At 64.9% G+C, this 18,123-nt stretch carries 15 protein-coding genes and 1 tRNA gene; 4 read left to right on the forward strand and 12 right to left on the reverse strand.

The features are described 5' to 3' along the window. Positions 1–23: 23 nt before the first annotated feature. From CHX26_RS01700 to CHX26_RS01735, 8 genes are all read right to left on the reverse strand, one after another. Positions 24–443 (reverse strand): hypothetical protein, encoded by a 420-nt coding sequence (locus tag CHX26_RS01700; RefSeq protein WP_146107621.1) that lies wholly within the window; start codon positions 441–443, stop codon positions 24–26. A gap of 53 nt (positions 444–496) precedes the next feature. Continuing rightward, the gene (locus CHX26_RS01705) at positions 497–895 is read right to left on the reverse strand and encodes a hypothetical protein (RefSeq protein ID WP_104940888.1); all 399 of its coding nucleotides are present in this window, start codon (positions 893–895) and stop codon (positions 497–499) included. Positions 896–982: 87 nt separating this feature from the next. Continuing rightward, entirely contained in the window at positions 983–1,531 is a 549-nt protein-coding gene (locus tag CHX26_RS01710; RefSeq protein WP_233997238.1) for a GbsR/MarR family transcriptional regulator, read from the reverse strand. A 65-nt stretch (positions 1,532–1,596) separates the two neighbouring features. Continuing rightward, entirely contained in the window at positions 1,597–2,751 is a 1,155-nt protein-coding gene (locus CHX26_RS01715) for a CaiB/BaiF CoA transferase family protein (protein WP_104940890.1), read from the reverse strand. A gap of 4 nt (positions 2,752–2,755) precedes the next feature. Further along, positions 2,756–3,640 (reverse strand): alpha/beta hydrolase, encoded by an 885-nt coding sequence (locus tag CHX26_RS01720; RefSeq protein WP_104940891.1) that lies wholly within the window; start codon positions 3,638–3,640, stop codon positions 2,756–2,758. Next, positions 3,640–4,290: a CoA transferase subunit B gene (locus tag CHX26_RS01725; RefSeq protein ID WP_104940892.1), complete on the reverse strand. Its 651-nt coding sequence runs from the start codon at positions 4,288–4,290 to the stop codon at positions 3,640–3,642. Before CHX26_RS01725 ends, CHX26_RS01720 begins: the two co-directional genes overlap by 1 nt. A gap of 5 nt (positions 4,291–4,295) precedes the next feature. Next, positions 4,296–5,006 carry a hypothetical protein gene (locus CHX26_RS01730; protein ID WP_172449647.1) on the reverse strand — a complete coding sequence of 237 codons (711 nt, stop codon included), beginning with the start codon at positions 5,004–5,006 and terminating at the stop codon, positions 4,296–4,298. Positions 5,007–5,389: 383 nt separating this feature from the next. After that, a complete protein-coding gene (locus CHX26_RS01735) occupies positions 5,390–6,112 on the reverse strand; it encodes a CoA transferase subunit A (protein WP_104940894.1) in 723 nt (240 codons plus the stop codon). A gap of 504 nt (positions 6,113–6,616) precedes the next feature. Between CHX26_RS01735 and CHX26_RS01740 the strand changes: the two genes are divergently transcribed. After that, complete coding sequence (locus CHX26_RS01740; RefSeq protein WP_104940895.1) at positions 6,617–8,923, forward strand: CDC48 family AAA ATPase; 2,307 nt, start codon at positions 6,617–6,619, stop codon at positions 8,921–8,923. Between the two features lie 136 nt (positions 8,924–9,059). Here the strand turns inward: CHX26_RS01740 and polA are convergent, their stop codons facing one another. Further along, the gene (gene polA, locus CHX26_RS01745) at positions 9,060–11,897 is read right to left on the reverse strand and encodes a DNA polymerase I (protein WP_104940896.1); all 2,838 of its coding nucleotides are present in this window, start codon (positions 11,895–11,897) and stop codon (positions 9,060–9,062) included. Between the two features lie 251 nt (positions 11,898–12,148). Here polA and CHX26_RS01750 point away from each other — a divergent pair, with 251 nt between their 5' ends. Then, a complete protein-coding gene (locus CHX26_RS01750; protein ID WP_104940897.1) occupies positions 12,149–12,415 on the forward strand; it encodes a hypothetical protein in 267 nt (88 codons plus the stop codon). A gap of 101 nt (positions 12,416–12,516) precedes the next feature. Here the strand turns inward: CHX26_RS01750 and CHX26_RS01755 are convergent, their stop codons facing one another. Then, entirely contained in the window at positions 12,517–13,563 is a 1,047-nt protein-coding gene (locus tag CHX26_RS01755) for a serine hydrolase (protein ID WP_104940898.1), read from the reverse strand. Between the two features lie 260 nt (positions 13,564–13,823). Between CHX26_RS01755 and CHX26_RS01760 the strand changes: the two genes are divergently transcribed. After that, positions 13,824–16,124: a DUF305 domain-containing protein gene (locus tag CHX26_RS01760; RefSeq protein WP_104940899.1), complete on the forward strand. Its 2,301-nt coding sequence runs from the start codon at positions 13,824–13,826 to the stop codon at positions 16,122–16,124. A 72-nt stretch (positions 16,125–16,196) separates the two neighbouring features. On the opposite strand, the gene CHX26_RS01765 is transcribed toward CHX26_RS01760, so the two are convergent. After that, positions 16,197–16,808, reverse strand: coding sequence for an LON peptidase substrate-binding domain-containing protein (locus CHX26_RS01765; protein ID WP_104940900.1), 612 nt, complete (start codon positions 16,806–16,808; stop codon positions 16,197–16,199). Next, positions 16,805–17,743 carry a tetratricopeptide repeat protein gene (locus tag CHX26_RS01770; protein ID WP_104940901.1) on the reverse strand — a complete coding sequence of 313 codons (939 nt, stop codon included), beginning with the start codon at positions 17,741–17,743 and terminating at the stop codon, positions 16,805–16,807. The genes CHX26_RS01765 and CHX26_RS01770 overlap by 4 nt, the downstream gene beginning before the upstream one ends. A 232-nt stretch (positions 17,744–17,975) precedes the next feature. Between CHX26_RS01770 and CHX26_RS01775 the strand changes: the two genes are divergently transcribed. Continuing rightward, positions 17,976–18,050 (forward strand) — tRNA-Gly (locus CHX26_RS01775). The last annotated feature ends 73 nt before the right edge of the window (positions 18,051–18,123 follow it).

Genomic DNA, 18,123 nt, shown 5'->3' on the forward strand with positions numbered 1-18,123 from the left:
ACTGAGCGGGGCGCAGGGCCGCATCAGCGGCTACGCGCCTCGCGCCAGCGCCCCCAGGATACGCCAGTGACCAGCCCGGCAAAAGCGCCGGGAATGGCGAAGAACAGCAGCTCGGCCTCCATCCTGCCGCCCAGCGCTCCGTTGATGACGAGTGGAACCAGCGCGCCGAGGATCAATCCCGTCAGCGCATAGGTGCCGCCGTGCTCTCGCCTTTGCTCGCTGAGGAAGAACGTCAGCGGCAGGCCGAACAGCAGCGCCGAACCCAGCACCATCGCTCCGGACAGGAACAAGGGATAGGCAAACAGCACGACGATTTCAAAGATGCTGGCTTCGGCCATGTAGCTGAAGGCCATCGGCACGAAGATCAGCGCCATATAAGGCGCCGCGCCCGCCAGCGTTCCCCAGCCCACGGCCCGCGCAAAAGCGATCATTGCGTCTTTCATCATTGCCTCCTGTGATGGGAGGGAGCGGCTCGAAAGCCGCTCCACCGGGGGGATCAGGCCTCGCCCGCTTCGGGCCTTGCCTGGGCTGCCCACTGCTCCTCGCGGAACCAGGTGCCGACCTTGCGGCCGAACTTGGCAATGGCGTTCATGTTGAAGAAGTGCATGATCCCGAGTGCCACCACGACGATGCCGAGCTTGGTCGAAAGGAAGCGGATCATGTCCGCTGCCGTTTCAGGCGATTGGCCAAAGCGCAGGGTCAGCAGGATCCAGCCGAGATTCACGAGATAGAAGCCCACCACCAGCAGGTGATTGGTCGATTCCGCCAGCGTCCGGTCGTGCCCGAAGCATTCCACAAGGAAGACGAGACCGTTCTTCGACAGGGTCTGCGCGACCCACACAGTCAGGCCGATGCTGACGATCAGGTAGGCGACATAGGCATAGATATCGTACATCTTTCACTCCTGTTCTTTCTGGAATTACCGAAATCAATTCATGCAAGCGTGCTCCAAGAGGGGGTTCTCCTTCGTCAGGGGTTCAGATCAGGACTTGTCGCCGCCACCAGGCAAGAAGCGGGCGATGCCACGGCCCAGCTTCATCAGCCGCACAAGGGTCGGCTTGGGCAGGTGGCGCACGTCGGCGTACCAACCGGTCAGCGTGCCGATGAATTCGTGCATCCGCCCGATCCGCTCGCGCACATGCACCGGCACCTCGCCGCGCGCCTTCACGCTGTCGGTGAGTTCGCCGAGCAGGCGGATGGTCGGATCAAGCTCGCGCTTCTTGCGCTCTTCGGCGAGACGCATCAGCACCTCCCAAAGGTCGGTTTCGGCAACGAAGTGATCGCGCCGGTCGCCTTCGATATGGACGCGGCGGACGATGCTGTAGCCCTGCAGTTCCTTCAGCCCGGTCGACACGTTGGAGCGGGCCAGACCCAGAACCTCGCAGATTTCCTCGGCATGGAGCGGGCGGTCGCTGAGATAGAGCAGCGCGTGGATCTGCGCGACAGAACGGTTGACGCCCCATGCCGTCCCCATCTCCCCCCAGTGGAGGATGAAGGCCCGCGCCTCGGGAATGTCCATCGGGTTGGTCACGACTCACCACTACCTTTCGCAATTTCTGAAAATACAGAAATTCGAGATGCGCGCAAGCGGAAAGCCTAGGGCGTGTCATTCCCGTGGATCGGCGAGGGTCGATCGAGCGCCAGTTCGGCGTCGGAGAAGGTGAAGGGGCTGCGTACCCCGGCCATCCCGCCCAGCTCCACCCTAAGGCCCCGCGCCACCACCTGCGGATCGGCAAACACCTCGTCCAGCCGGTTGATCGGCCCGGCGGGAACCCCGGCGGCGTGACAGGCATCGAGCAGGCCCTGCTTGCTCCACCCGGCGCAGGCCACTGCAATTGCGGCATCGAGCGCCGCCGCGTTGGCCGTCCGGTCGCCATTGGTCACGAAGCGCGGATCGGTGGTCAACGCCTCAAGCCCGAGCACCGTCATCAGCTTGTGAAACAACCCGTCATTGGCAGGGGCCAGGATCACGTGGCCATCGCTTACCGCGAAGACACCATAAGGCGCGACCTGCGCGTGGGCATTGCCCATCCGCGGCGGGTTGTGGCCGGTGGTGAAGAAGTAGGTCGCCTGATTGGCGAGCAGGCCGACGCTGCAATCGAGCAGGCTCATGTCGACCTGCTGCCCCCTGCCTGTCCGCGCCCGCATCAGCAGCGCCGCCTGCACGCCATTCGCCGCCCATACCCCGGTGGCGAGGTCGCTGATCGAAATGCCCATCTTGACCGGGTGCCCTTCCGGCTCGCCGGTCAGCGACATCAGCCCGCTCATCCCCTGCGCGACGAAATCATACCCTGCCTCATGCGCTCTCGGCCCGGTCTGGCCGAAACCGGTGATCGAGCAATAGACCAGTCCCGGATTGGCTGCCGCAAGGCTGGTGTAATCCAGGCCGAACTTGGCGAGGCTGCCGGTCTTGAAGTTCTCGATCACCACGTCCGCCTCGGCGCACAGCGCGCGCACTCGCGCCAGATCGTCCACGTCGGCAAAATCGGCGATGATCGAGCGCTTGCCGCGGTTGCAGGCGTGGTAATAAGCCGCCTCGCGATGAACTTTGCCGTTCGCGTCGGTGCGCTCGACCCAGGGCGGCCCCCACAGGCGGGTGCCGTCGCCTTCCGGGCTTTCGACCTTGATGACGTCCGCACCGAGATCCGCGAGGATCTGCCCGCAGAATGGCCCCGCCAGCACCCGCGCAAGCTCAACCACCTTCAGCCCCGCAAGCGGCGCATTGGCATTGCGGGGTTCCGCCAGCCACATCGCCTCAGTCCCCCAGATGGGTGTTCAGGAACGCGGCTGCATCGGCCAGCACCGGGCCTTTCTCGCGGAAGGGGGCGGAGAGCGCCATGACGATTTCCTCGTGATCGAGCGGGCCGTAATTTGTCACCTGTGCCGTCGCACCGAGAGCCGTCAGCCGCGCCCCGAGGTTGTTGGCGTTCTTCGGGCGCACCGTCTCGTCGCCGTCCGACGTCACCAGCAGTAAGGGCGGGGCGTCGATCCGCGCATAGGTGATCGGCTGGGTCTCGGCCGGGTTGGGCCATTCGCTGAAGGCGGCAATCGCGCGGTCTGAGGTAAAGGGGTGGAAGTCATAGGGGCCAGAGAGGCCCACGCCTGCCTTGATGAAGTCGGGCGCAACGCCAACCGCTGCCAGCCGCTTGGCATCCAGCGCCAGCATCACCGCCTGATAGGCACCCGCCGAATGCCCCATCACCGCCACTCGCTCAGGATCGCCGCCATGCTGCGCGATGTTCGCCTGCACCCAGGCGACGGCCTCGGCCCCGTCATCTAGGAAGGCGGGGAACAGCACCTTGGGCACCTTGCGATAATCGGGGATCACCACGATGAAGCCCTCGCGCGCCAGCGCCCGACCGGCGAAGGCATAGGAGCCGCGGTCGCCCTTGGCCCAGCCGCCGCCATACCAGAAGATCACCACCGGGAGCGGCGCTTTGGTCTGATCGTTGGGCGCCCAGATATCGAGCCGCTGGCCATGGCTACCGAACGGCACCCCAGTCGCTACGGGGTAGGAACCTGCGCGCCCGCCCGCCAGCCGGTCATAATGCGACAGCAGCCGTGGGGGCGAGATGAAGGCGAACATGCCGCCGCTTACCAGCACGAGCGCAAGAACGCCGAGCGCGAGCGCACGCAGCATCAGGCCACGTAATGTGCCGTGGTGCAGGCAGCGATATCAGCTGCCGTCACGCCCGGCGCGGTCTCGATCATCCGGAAGGGCGAGGCATGGTCGGCACGCTGGAACACCGCGAGGTTGGTGATGATCATGTCGACCACCCCGGCCCCCGTCAGCGGCAGTGTGCATTGCGGAATGAACTTCGGCGAGCCGTCCTTGGCGGTGTGGTCCATCACCACGATGATCTTTTTGACCCCTGCGACAAGGTCCATCGCCCCACCCATGCCCTTGATCATCTTGCCCGGGATCATCCAGTTGGCGATGTCGCCGTTCTCGGCCACTTCCATCGCGCCCAGCACAGTCAGGTCGATATGCCCGCCGCGGATCATCGCAAAGCTGGTGGCGCTGTCGAAATAGGCGCTGTGCGGCAGTTCGGAGATGGTCTGCTTGCCGGCGTTGATGAGATCGGGATCGACCTCATCATCATAGGGAAACGGCCCGATGCCGAGCATCCCGTTCTCGCTCTGGAGCGTCACCATCATCCCTTCGGGGATGTGGTTCGCAACCAGTGTCGGGATGCCGATGCCGAGGTTGACGTAATAGCCGTCCTTGAGTTCGCGCGCGGCGCGAGCGGCCATCTGGTCGCGGGTCCAGCCGGTGGGAAGCGTCGTCATCGCAATTACTGTCCTTTTTCGGTCAGCAACGGCTGGATCAGGAACCAGCCATCACCAATCAGAGGCTCGAGACCGGCTCCGGCCTCAGGGCTCCGCAGATACTTGAAGCGCATGTCGAAATCGGACCGCTCGTCCCCGGCGATCGCAATGATGCAGGTAATCCCGGCGAGGTTGTCCTTGCGCTGCTGCTTGGTGTCGCCCTCGTCGCGGCTCAGCGATATGATGTCCTGCCCGCGCGGGTCGAGACCCGCCCGCTCCAGCGCGGCGCGCAGCGCACCGGACTGATTGACCGGAAGATCGGAGAACCAGGCAATCTCCACCCCTGCCTCACGCAACACTGCCAGACCGAGCGCGAGGCCAGGTTGGCTGACGGGATTCGCAGGAGGGCTGAACGTGCCGCCTGCCGGATCAAGATCGATCAGCGCAACCATCTGCTCGCCGACAACGCAGCGCCGCCGCTTGCCATCCAGCGCGACCGGATCGCTGAGCACGGCCGAAAGCAGGTCGGCCCCACTCTGCGCTCCCCGCGCCGATGCCTGCCCATAGCGCACGAATCGGGCAAAGCTGCCCTGATCAGCCGGGATCGGGGTGCGGGGATCGGGATAGGCGGTGACCGGTGCAGCAACCGCCACAGGTGCCGTCACCGCAGCCGCCGGGCGAGGGGGCGCAGCGGGTGCCGATGCAACCGGCATGGCAGCGGGCGCGGATGGAGTCACGGGGCCAGTAACCGGAGCAGATACCGGAGCCGCCACCGGCGCAGGTGGAGGAGCGGAAACGGGTGCCGGTGCCGGCCTTGGGGCCGCGCTTGCAACAGGCTGCGGCGGCGCAGCAGACGGCGCGGCAACTGGGGGGGCAGTCGCCACTGTGACAGTCGGAACCGGTGCCTTGGCGGCGGGCGCCGGCACGGGTGCTGGCACAGGAGCAGCAACAGGCGCAGGGGCTGTGTTGGCAGGGGCCGGTCTTGCAGCCGGATCCTTGCCATCCAGCTGGCTACCCACAACCCCCGCACCGGCCAATGCCGGAATGGCTGCGGCCACACAGCCCGAAAGCGACGGTGCCGCAAGCACCAGCAGCGGCATCAAGGCAAGCCTCTTGTCCATCACGCAGTCTCCCTCTCCCTGACGGTGCGGAACTCGATCTTCTTGTCATAAGGCGCGCCGCAGACGATCCGGTTCACGAACACGCCTGCAAGATGAATCTGGTCGGGATCGAGCGCGCCCGCCGGCACCACTTCCTCGACCTCGGCGACACAGATCTTGCCGCAGGTCGCGGCCGGCAGGTTGAAATTGCGCGCGGTCTTGCGGAACACAAGGTTGCCGGTCTCGTCGGCTTTCCACGCCTTGATGATCGACAGGTCGGCGAAGATGCCGCGTTCGAGGATGTAGGTCTGCATCACCCCGTCACGATCGGGGAAATCCTTGTGCTCCTTGCCCTTGGCAACTTCGGTGCCGACGCCAGTGCGGGTGTAGAAACCGGGAATCCCCGCGCCGCCTGCACGCATGCGTTCAGCCAGCGTACCCTGCGGACAGAACTCCACCTCCAGCTCGCCAGCGAGGTATTGCCGTTCGAACTCCTTGTTCTCGCCGACATAGGAGCTGATCATCTTCTTCACCTGCCGCGTGCGCAGCAGTTTACCGATGCCCTCGTTGTCGATCCCGGCATTGTTGCTGGCGAAGGTCAGTCCCGTCACGCCGCTGTCACGAATCGCGTCCAGCAGGCGCTCGGGCAGGCCGCACAGGCCGAAGCCCCCGGCGGCGATCAGCATGTCGTTGCGCAGCACGCCTTCGAGCGCGCTGGCGGCGTCGGAATAAAGCTTGGTCATTGCAGCCTGCCTGCCTTGAATGGTGTCGCGCAATGGGGCGCCCCAAAGCGCGGGAACGGGCCTGTGATTAGAGCGTTACCCGGCCTCTGTCACGCCTGCGTGCGCCATCCGGAGCCATAAAGTCGAATCACCTTTCATGTTGCATCGCAACAGTTTCTTGTGGCCAAAATCTGCCCAATCTTTGAGCGACTGCCTCCAGTTTGGGCAGAAATTTGCATGATTTCGCACAAAATCGCACATTTATGCGGATTAGTTGCATTCTTTGCACTAAACTTTGGTGTTTTCGCACTTGCACAAAGGATCGACCTGCGCCATTTAGAACCTGCCTTTCAGGCATCCTCTCCCAAACTTTTCCAGCCCGGCACTCGTTGCCGGGCTTTTTTCTTGTCGGCACGAACGTCCGGAATGCGCAGGCAGCACCCCGTAGCGCTGATTGCATTCGTCTTTCGCGGTTCCTAGCTATCGGTTCAGACACGCTAACCACAGCTTCACAGGGATTGCCCGATGGCCGACGCCGAAACCGCCGCCACAGCCCGCACAGTCCGGCTTCAGGTCGCACCTGCCCGCCAGGAGGAATCGGGGGCTGGTATTGCCCGCATGCCGCGTTCCGCGTTCCAGAAGCTTGGCATCACCGAGGGCGATGTGGTCGAAATCCGCGGCAAGCGCGTCACCGCCGCCATCGCCATGGCCGCCTACCCTGAAGACGATGCGCTTGATGTCGTCCGGCTCGACGGGCTCCAGCGCGGCAATGCGCATGGCGGCTCGGGCGAGCATGTCGAGATCGCCCGCGGCGAATCCCGCCCTGCCACCCGCGTGGTCTTCGCCCCGGCCCAGCGCGAGATGCGCCTTCAGGGGCCGACCCAGGCGCTGAAGCGGAATTTCTTCCGCCGCCCACTGGTCGCTGGCGATCTGGTCGCCACCACCGGGCAGCAGCCGGTGCAGAACATGCCGGCCGACGTGCGCCAGCTGCTGCGCGCGCCCGCTTATGCGCTCACGCAGATCCGCCTCACTGTCGCCTCGACCACCCCCAAGGGTATCGTCCACATCGACGAGAATACCGAAGTCGAACTGCGCGCCGAGTTCGAGGAGCCGCGCGATGGGCGGGCGGTCGTCAACTATGACGATGTCGGCGGGATGGAGGAAACCATCCGGGCCTTGCGCGAGATGGTGGAACTCCCCCTACGTTACCCCGAACTATTCATCCGCCTCGGGGTCGAGCCGCCCAAGGGCGTGCTGCTTCACGGCCCGCCGGGCACGGGCAAGACCCGCCTCGCGCAGGCGGTCGCCAATGAAAGCGACGCCGAATTCTTCACCATCAATGGCCCGGAAATCATGGGCTCGGGCTATGGCGAAAGCGAAAAGCGCCTGCGCGAAGTGTTCGAGGAAGCGACCCGCGCCGCGCCCGCCATCATCTTCATCGACGAGATCGATTCGATCGCCCCCAAGCGCACTCAGGTGCCGGGCGAGGCGGAGAAACGTCTCGTCGCCCAGCTGCTCACCCTCATGGACGGGCTGGAAAAGCGCGCCAACCTCGTGGTGATCGCCGCCACCAACCGCCCCGACGCCATCGACGAGGCATTGCGCCGTCCGGGCCGCTTCGACCGCGAGATCGTGATCGGCGTCCCCGACCAGCGCGGTCGGAGAGAAATCCTTGCGATCCACACCCGCGGGATGCCGCTGGAGAGCGCAGTCGATCTCGACGAACTCGCCCGCGTCACGCACGGCTTTGTCGGGGCGGACATCGCCGCTCTGGCGCGGGAAGCTGCGATTGAAGCCGTACGCCGGATCATGCCGCGCCTCGATCTCGATGAGCGCACGATCCCGCCCGAAGTGCTCGAAGATCTCTGCGTGACCCGCGACGATTTTCTCTCGGCATTGAAGCGCGTCCAGCCCTCCGCGATGCGGGAGGTGATGGTGCAGGTGCCGAATGTCGCATGGGACGATATCGGCGGCGCGGGCGAGGCGATCGACAAGTTGAAAGAGGGGATCGAACTCCCGCTCAAGAACCCCGACGCCTTCCGCCGCCTGGGCATCCGCCCGGCCAAGGGCTTCCTGCTCTATGGCCCGCCGGGAACGGGCAAGACGCTGCTCGCGAAGGCGGTTGCCAAGGAGGCCGAGGCGAACTTTATCTCGATGAAATCCAGCGACTTGCTGTCCAAGTGGTATGGCGAGAGCGAGCAGCAGATCGCCCGGCTGTTCGCGCGCGCCCGCGCGGTGGCGCCCTGCGTGGTGTTCATCGATGAGATCGACAGCCTCGTCCCCGCGCGCGGGTCAGGTCAGGGCGAACCGCAGGTCACGGGCCGCGTGGTCAACACCATCCTTGCCGAGATGGACGGGCTGGAAGAGCTGCAATCGGTGGTGGTAATCGGCGCGACCAACCGGCCGACGCTGGTCGATCCGGCACTGCTGCGCCCCGGCCGCTTCGACGAGCTGGTCTATGTCGGCACCCCCGACAAGGCGGGTCGCGAGCATATTCTGGGCATCCACACCGGCAAGATGCCGCTCGGGGACGATGTCGATCTGGCTGGGATTGCGGCCCAGACCGAACGCTTCACCGGGGCCGATCTTGAAGATTTGGTGCGCCGCGCCGGCCTTGCAGCGCTGCGCCGGGTGGGCGGCGAGGTGCGCGCGGTCGAGGCCCGCGATTTCGACACCGCGCTCAAGGATTCGCGCGCCACGGTGACGCCGGAGATGGAGAGCGAATACCTCAAGATGCGCGGCGAACTGAAGAAACGCGCGGCGGCGGTGCAGCCGATCGGGTTCCTCTCGCCCGACATGCTGACCCCGACCCGGGAGAAGAAGCACGATTGACGCTCGCCGATTGTTTCACGTGAAACATGCGCGCGGCGTGTGCGATTTGTGGCTCGCCAAGGCAGTGCGAAGGCGCGCAGAGACGGGTCTAACCGCGGCCAGAGAAGGGTCTGGAGCGACCTGACCCCGCTCTGGTCTAGTGTGCCGCGTCCCAGCTCAGCCCGGTGCCGATTTCCACGCCCAAAGGCACCGTCAGCTCCACAGCAGGCAAGGCCGCCTCGGCCATCACCTGCCGAATGATCGGGGTGGCCGCTTCGACGCGGGCTTCGGGCAGTTCGAACACCAATTCGTCGTGCACTTGCAACAGCATCCGCACATCATCGAGGCCCGCATCCGACAGCGCCGGAAGCATCCGCGCCATCGCGCGCTTGATGATGTCCGCGCTGGTGCCCTGAATCGGCGCGTTGATCGCTGCGCGTTCTGACCCCTGCCGTTCGGCTTGGTTCTTGGAATTGATCCGCGGGAACCACGTCTTGCGGCCGAACAGGGTTTCCGAATAGCCTTTTGCCCGCACGCTTTCGAGCGTCTCGTGAATATAGCGCTGGATGCCCGGAAAGCGCTGGAAATAGGTGTCGATCATCGCCTGCGCTTCCTCTGGCGTGACTTCCAGACGACCCGCCAGACCCCAGCGACTGATGCCATAAAGGATTGCGAAGTTGATCGTCTTGGCCCGCGCACGGGTGTCGCGGGTGACTTCGCCGAACATCTCGGTCGCGGTGCGGGCGTGGATGTCCTCGCCATTGGCAAAAGCCTGCTTGAGCGTATCGACCCCTGCCATATGCGCGGCAAGCCGAAGTTCGATCTGCGAATAGTCCGCCGCCAGCAGCACATTGCCGGGCTCGGGCACGAAGGCCTCGCGGATCTGGCGGCCGATTGCGGTGCGCACCGGAATATTCTGCAGATTCGGATCGGTCGAGGACAGGCGACCGGTCTGCGCACCGACAAGGCTGTAGCTGGTGTGAACCCGCCCGGTATCCGGGTTGATCGCTTCCTGAAGCGCATCGGTATAGGTCGACTTGAGCTTCGCCAGTTGCCGCCATTCGAGCACCTTGCGGGCAATGGGCGCACCTTCCTCCACGGCCAGCTTTTCCAGCACCGACACATCCGTCGAATATTGCCCGCTCTTGCCCTTCTTGCCGCCCTTGTAGCCGAGCTTGTCGAACAGGATTTCGCCCAGCTGCTTGGGGCTGCCGACAGTGAATTCCTGTCCGGCAAGGGCGTGGATTTCGCCCTCCAACCGCCCGATCTCGACCGCGAATTCCTCCGACAGCTTGGCCAGTCGCGCGCGGTCAACCTTGATGCCTTCGCGCTCCATGCGGGCGACCACCGGGATCAGCGGGCGGTCGACGCGTTCATAGATCCGGCTCCCGCCCTCGACCGACAGGCGCGGCTTCAGGTGAGCGTGCAGCCGCCAGGTGACATCCGCATCCTCGGCGGCGTAGGCCGTCGCGCGGTCGAGCGGCACTTCGGCGAAGGAAATCGCCTTCTTGCCGGTGCCGCACAGTTCCTTGAACGGGATCGGGGTGTGGCCGAGGTGGCGCTGGGACAGCTCGTCCATCCCGTGGCCGCCTCCCATGCCTTCCTCGCCCCGCCCGGCGTCGAGCGCGAAGCTGATCACCATGGTATCGTCGATGGGGCTGACTGCGATGCCCTGCCGGGCAAGCACGTTGAGGTCATACTTGCCGTTCTGGAAAATCTTGAGAACGGCCTCATCTTCCAGCAGCGGCTTGAGCAGCGCGATCGCATCGGCCAGCGACACCTGCTGCGGCTTTTGCGCGAACATGTCGTCGCCGCCATGAGCCAACGGGATGTAGCAGGCATCATTGGGGCCGAGCGCGAGGCTGACGCCGACGAGATCGGCGCGGATCGCATCCAATGAACTCGTCTCGGTATCGACCGCGACAGCCTGCGCCGCGCGGGCGCGGGCGACCCAGGCTTCGAGCCGTTCGCGCGTCTGCACCGTCTCGTAGGCGGCGTGATCGACGGCGGGAAAATCGGGGAGGGGCTGGCGGTTCGCCTCGGCACTGCCGTTCGCGCCGGCGGTGCTGGGCTTGGGCGGGTTGAGATCAGTCGAGCGCGCTGGGCTGCCCGCCCCCGCATCCAGACGCCGCAACAGGGAAGTGAAGCCATGCTCCTCAAGGAAAGCGGCGAGCGGCCCCGGCGGGACGGGGCCAAGCTTCATCTCCTCCAGAGGCTGGGGGAGGTCGCAGTCCTCTTTCAGCGTAACGAGGACTTTGGAAAGCTCGGCATCACCGCGCCCTTCTATCAGGCGTTCCTTGAGCTTGCTCGCCTTCATCCCCGGCGCGGCATCGAGCGCGGCGGTCAGCGAGCCGTGTTCGGCGATCAGCTTGGAGGCCGTCTTCGGCCCGATCCCGAAAATCCCCGGCACATTATCGACCGCATCTCCCATCAGCGCCAGCACATCGCCGACAAGTTCAGGGCCAACGCCAAACTTCTCCTCGACCTCGGGCAACCAGATGCGCTGGTTTTTCATGGTATCGAGCATGTCGATCCGGGCGCCGTCCACTTCCGAGATCAGCTGCATCAGGTCTTTGTCAGAGCTGACGATGGTAACGTCCCAGCCCTGTTCCTGCGCGCGGCGGGCATAGGTGGCGATGAGGTCGTCCGCCTCCAGCCCCGGCACTTCGATACAGGGCAGGCTGAAGGCACGGGTGGCGTCACGGATCAGCGGGAATTGCGGGACAAGATCCTCGGGCGGCTCGGGGCGGTTGGCCTTGTAATGCTCGTAAATCCCGTTCCTGAAGCTCTCGCCGCTGGCATCGAGGATCACCGCCAGATGCGTCGGCCCATCGGCGGCATCGAGATCGGCCGCCAGCTTCCACAGCATCGTCGTGTAGCCATAGACGGCCCCGACCGGCGTGCCTTGCGGGTTCGTCAGCGGCGGCAGGCGGTGATAGGCCCGGAAGATGTAGCTGGAGCCATCGACGAGATAGAGGTGGTTCTTATCGGCCATGCCGCCTGCTAGCAGGCACCGCGCGCTGCGGGTAGGGGTTTGGCGCAGGCGGGGGCTGGCTATTCCTGCTGTGGCAAATGTGGCGAAAATGCGGCAGAATTGGGGCGCTGCGCCTTATTTCCTCTTGTGTTGAGGCTTTTCCATGCCTATTCAACGGCCCGAACCGGACGCAGAGACCGGTCTCGGCGCTCTTCTGGAAGGGGGGGCGTGTCATTCGCAGACGCACCAGGATTTCGAAAGGATTTCATACCATGCGCAAGATCATTCTCGCCGCCGCCATCGCCACCTCGGCTCTGGGCCTCGCCGCTTGCAGCGAAACCGCTGAAACCGAAGCCGGCGAAGCCGTCGACGCCATGGCTGCCGAAGCCGAAGGCGCTGCTGACGCTGCCGTTGAAGGCGCTGCCGACGCTGCTGAAGCTACCGAAGCTGCTGCGACCGAAGCCGCTGACGCCGCGACCGAAGCTGCCGACAAGGCTGCCGAAACCGCCGAAGCTGCTGCTGCCGCTGCTGCCGAGTAATCGGACGGCGTCGGCCCGCTCAGGCGGGCTTGGCCAAAAAAAGGGGCGGTGCCGCAAGGCGCCGCCCTTTTTCGTTGCCTGCGTGACGCGCGAGAAACCGATCAGCCGCCGGTGGCGTAAGGAGCGCTCACCCAGTTGCGCGTCGGGTTGGACTGCGCTCTTGCGGCAAAGCCGTCATACAGCGCGCGGGCGATAGCGGCGATGCGTTCCTCGCGGGCGAGCTTGGTGCCCTGCCCCGTCACATAGATCGCCACCGCAATCACCCGGCCATCGGGACATTCGATCAGCCCGACATCGCTGGAAGTGTTGTTGAGCGAACCGGTCTTGTGGCTTACCCGCGCTTCCAGCGGGATATGCGCCGGGATGCGGCGCTTGCCCGTCACCGTGCGGCTCATCGCGCCAAGCAGCACCTGGCGGCTCTGATCGGAGAGGTATTCGCCGCGATAGAGCCCGGCCAGCAGCTGCGCCATTGCGCGCGGGGTAGCGGCATCGCGGCTGTCGATGTGGGTCGCGGGGTTATATTCCCCATCGTCGCGCACCAGTGTCGCGATGTCGCGGTTGATCGAGAACTGGTTGATGCCCTGACGGCGCATCCAGTCATTGACCGCGGCAGGCCCGCCCACCGCCGCCAGCAGCGCATCAGTGGCCGGGTTGGACGAGCGGGTGATCATGATCTCAATGAGGTCGATCGCCTGCATGTACTGCCCTTCGCGCACGGGGGCGCGGGCGGATGAGAACTTGGCCGAGCGCACCGGCAGCAGCAGCGGGAATTCCGAGGTCAGCGAATAGCGGCCCTTCTCGACCAGCTCGAGATAGGTCGCAGCGACCGCAACCTTGCTGGTCGATGCCATCGGAAACAGCTGATCGCCCAGCACCATGACTTCCTCGCCGGTGGCAAGGTCGATTGCGGCAACACCGATGCGGCCCATGGCCGGATTGGCGAGTTCGGCGATGCGCTGTTCGAAGCTTGAAGCGTAGATCGCATCAAAGCTCTGCGGGTTGCGCGCCTGCGTGCCGAATGCGCTGTCGAAGCTCGCCTGCAATTCCTCCTGGCTGGCCGCGGCAGGGCTGGCCGCAACCGCAAACGAAGCAGCAAAGCCAGTGACCAGACCAAGGAGCCGGCGGGGAAAAATGCGGGGGCGTGCCATGCTGACAAGCTACTCCATCAGGGTTGCGGCGGGCTTAATGCAGCACTTATCCACACCCGATTCGCCGCGACAACCCCTCATTTTGCCGCGTGCGGTGAAAGGTGCGCGCTGCACGACAGGGCCAGAATCCGGCCTGTCATGCGCCTGCTCGACCGGAATAGCGGTTTCGTCGAATGCCGTCTTGCAGGCGAACGGCCGGGCTTGACTGCCCGGCGCAGGGCGGCAGTCTGGGCGTCAAGCATTCCAACAGAGGGACTCCCATGACCGTTCTCGCCTCCCAGCGCTGTTCGCGCGCTGCCCTTGCCGCCTTGCTCCTGTCCGCATCGGGCATCGCCTACGCGCAAAGCACGCCGCAAGGCGCGCAGATCGTCCAGCCCGGCGCGCCTGGTCAGGCCTCGAAAACGCTGACCGCCGAACAGGCGACCAAACTGGCGCAGGCGAGCTACACCGCATCGGACGTCACCTTCATGCAGCACATGATCGTCCACCACCGTCAGGCGCTCGACATGGCGATGCTGGTCAAGGATCGCACCAACACCGAGGAACTCGTGCAGATCGCCGGACGGATCGAAGCCAGTCAGGCAGACGAAATCGCCTTCATGGAAACATGGCTGAAGGAACGCGGCGAGCCGCTCGAAGACCCGAAGATGAAGGGCCACGGCGCGCATATGCATCACATGATGGCCGGCATGGCGAGCCCCGATCAGATGAAGGCGCTCGCCGCCGCGAACGGCGTGGAGTTTGATCGGCAGTTCCTCACCCTGATGATCGCTCACCACGAAGGCGCGGTCGACATGGTCGAAAAGCTGCTCGATGAAGACGGCACAGCCGCCGACCCGGTGCTCTACCAGTTTGTCGGCGACATCGATTCCGAACAGACCGGCGAGATCGAGCGGATGGACAAGCTGCTGGCGGGCCTGTCGGACGATCCGCGCAGCGGGCTTGCCGCCGGGCATGACAATGCCGGGGAAGCGATCCTCAACCTCGTCAAGGTCGCCAGCCTGCCCAAGCCCGCAGGCTTCTTCAACCCCGCCAACCCGGCCGACCTGCGCCCGCCGGTGCCGCCCAAGAAGGGCAAAGACGACAAGAAGAACGAGCCCAAGGAAGAGGCGACGCCCGCTCCCGCTCCGGCAGAAGGCGAGGCCGATGCCGCCGCCACGCCGGCACGCGACGAGGAGGACGATCTCACCAAATTCGCCGAACGTTCCCCGCTGCTCGACTTCGCCAATACCGACATTGCTTTCTTCGACGACGTGATGGTGGCGGGTTCGTACCACGGGTTCAACATCTACAAGCTGGGGCTTGACGGCGTGCCGAACCTGATGAGCTCGGTCGTCTGCCCCGGCGGGCAGGGCGATGTCTCCGTGGTCGGCAACATCCTGGTCATGAGTGTCGAGCAAACCCGTGGCCGTATTGACTGCGGGCTGGACGGCGCGCCGGGCAAGGTCTCGGAAGAACGCTTCCGCGGCCTGCGCATCTTCGACATTTCCGATCTCGCGCGTCCGCGTCAGGTTGGCGGGGTGCAGACCTGTCGGGGGAGCCACACGCACTCGATCGTCAGCGCCGACGATACGCGCCTGATCGTCTACAATTCAGGCACGGCTGGCATCCGCGAGGAAGAGGAACTGGCAGGCTGCATCAGCGGTCGCCCCGGCGATACCCGCACCGCGCTGTTCTCGGTCGATGTGATCGAGATCCCGCTGGCCGATCCCTCCAAGTCACGCATCATCAAGAGCCCGCGCGTCTTTGCCGATACCGAGACCGGCGAGATCGCGGGTCTGTGGCGCGGCGGTGATCACGGCGATGGCACCCAGCGTACCTCGCCGACGGATCACTGCCACGACATCACCGTGTTCCCCGCACTCAAGATCGCGGCAGGCGCGTGTTCGGGCAACGGCATTCTGTTCGACATTGCCGACCCGCTCAATCCAAAGCGCATTGATGCGGTGACTGACACCACCTTCGCCTATTGGCACTCGGCGACCTTCAACAATGACGGCACCAAGGTGATCTTCACCGACGAATGGGGCGGCGGCGGGCGGCCGCGCTGCAAGGCGTCCGACCCCAAGACCTGGGGCGCCAATGCGGTCTATGACATCGTCGATGGCAAGCTGGTGTTCCGCGCCCACTACAAGATGCCCGCGCCGCAATCCGACAAGGAGAACTGCGTCGCCCACAACGGCTCGATCATCCCGGTGCCGGGCCGCGATCTGTTCGCGCAGGCATGGTATCAGGGCGGCCTTTCGGTGATGGACTTCACCGACAGCGCCAATCCGAAGGAAATCGCCTATTTCGATCGCGGGCCGATCGATTCCAAGCAGATGGTGCTGGGCGGCTACTGGTCGGTCTACTGGTACAAGGGCCACATCTACGGCACCGAGATCAGCCGCGGGATCGATGTTTTCGCCCTCGCCCCGAGCGAACACCTGACCGAGGCCGAGATCGCCGCCGCCAAGGCTGCGAAGTATGAAGACAACCGCTTCAACCCGCAGACCCAGACCCGCGTGACGTGGGATGATGCGGTGATCGAAGCGGCCGAGGCCAGCCGCAAGGGCGGATAGGCCTTCCGGGCATGGTCGCTGTCCGTCTCGCGTGTCGGGACGGACAGCACCTCCGGCAGCGGAAATCGCCCCCTATTGCAGGGTGACGATTTCCTCGCCGCCGTCGTGGCGGCCATAGAACTGCATCAGCTGCACCAGCAACTCGCAGCGATCCTCCAGCGTCTCGGCCTCCAGCAAGGCCTGCTTGCTGGCCGGATCGAAGGGCGCGATCTGCGATACGCCATTGATGAGCGAGCGATCATCAAGCCGCCCGACCGAGTCCCAGTCGACCGAATAGCCCTGCGCATCCGCGAAAGCCCGCGCCTCACGCTCAAAGCCGCCGCGCTGGGCGTGGGACAGGGTTTCGTCCTCGTCCTCGTCATAGACCTCGGCCTCGATCTGGCGATAGGCCGTGGTCACATCAAGCTCGCGCACCAGCCGGAAACGCGCGGCGCCTTCGAGGATGAGGTTGTAGCGGCCGTCATCCATCGCCTGAATCTCGCCGATCCGTCCGACGCAGCCGACCTTGTAGAGCGGCGCGCCTTCCACCGGGCGCTGCGGCTGGATCATCGCGATCTGGCGGTCGCGGATCAGCGCATCGGCCACCATCGCGCGGTAACGCGGCTCGAAGATATGGAGCGGCAGCTGCATCCCCGGAAACAGCACCGCGCCCGTCAGCGGGAAGATGGCAAGGCGTTTCGTCATCCGAACAATACGCGGGAAAGACGGCGGCGGACGCCGACCACCCATTCGTCCTCCAGCCCGGTCGCCTCGAAGATCTTGAGCAGCCTCGCCCTGGCCGCCCCCTCGTTCCATTCGCGGTCGGCGGTAATCATGGCGAGCAGCGTGTCGGCCGCCTCGTCGCGCGCGCCTGCGGCAAAGGCAGCCTCGGCCAAGGCGAACTGGGCGTCCATGTTGGCCGGGTCAGCCGCAGCAGCAGCGCGCAGGGCCGCAAGCTCACCATCGTCGACACGGGTTCCGGCAAGCTCCAGCGCAGAGCGGGCCGGGGCAATCGCGGGATCGGTGGCAAGGCGCGGATCTGAATCGATCACCTCCATGACCTGCCGCGCCTGATCGACTTCGCCCAACTGCAGCAGCGCGCGCACGAGCCCCGCATGGGCAGGTGCATTGCCCTCGGCAAATTCGGTGATCTGCGCAAAGATGCCCGCCGCGCGCTGCGCATCGCCGGCAGACAGCGCTTCTTCGCCCAGCTTGACGAACTGAGCCAGCTCTTCGGGCGAAGGCCCCTGCGGCGCGCCGGACGCGTCGGGCGGCATCACACCGCCTTCGACCGGCAACTGGCCAAGCAGCTGGTCGAGAATCCCCTTCAATTGCGATTCGCTGCGGGCATTGGTCAGATCGGCAATCGGCTGGCCCTGGAACATGGCATAGACCGTCGGGATCGAGCGCACCTGAAACTGCGCGGCAATGAATTGCTCCTCGTCGACGTTGATTTTCGCCAGCACCACGCCCTTGTCGGCGTAGTCGGCGGCGACCTTTTCCAGCACCGGGGTCAATGCCTTGCACGGCCCGCACCATTCGGCCCAGAAATCGAGGATGACGAGCTTCGTCTGCGAAGGCTCGACCACCGTCTTGCGGAACCGGTCGACCGCCTTCTGTTCATCGATGCTCAAACCCATGCTGGCCAAGATGTATGCTCCTGCTGTGTCTGCCCTGTCCGGGGCGCCTTTTGCCCCAATGTGGGGCGTGCTGCGCGGATGTGAAGCGCGCGATTGTGCTGGCGGTCAAACCATATGCGATCAACCCCCAATCGCGCCAATTTTGCGCTTGCAGGGTGTGAACGTCGCTGCTAATCGCGCCGCCTCTCCGGCAGGAACGCGGCGATTCAGCCCTTTCTGTCAGCGCCAGTGAGCGGGCGTAGCTCAGGGGTAGAGCACAACCTTGCCAAGGTTGGGGTCGAGGGTTCGAATCCCTTCGCCCGCTCCATTATTCTCGACATCGTCATACACAGGCCCGACGTGGGCAATCCTGTCTGGCGCTTCGCCGCCGTCCGTCGACC

The organism is Porphyrobacter sp. HT-58-2 (assembly GCF_002952215.1).
Taxonomy (GTDB): domain Bacteria; phylum Pseudomonadota; class Alphaproteobacteria; order Sphingomonadales; family Sphingomonadaceae; genus Erythrobacter.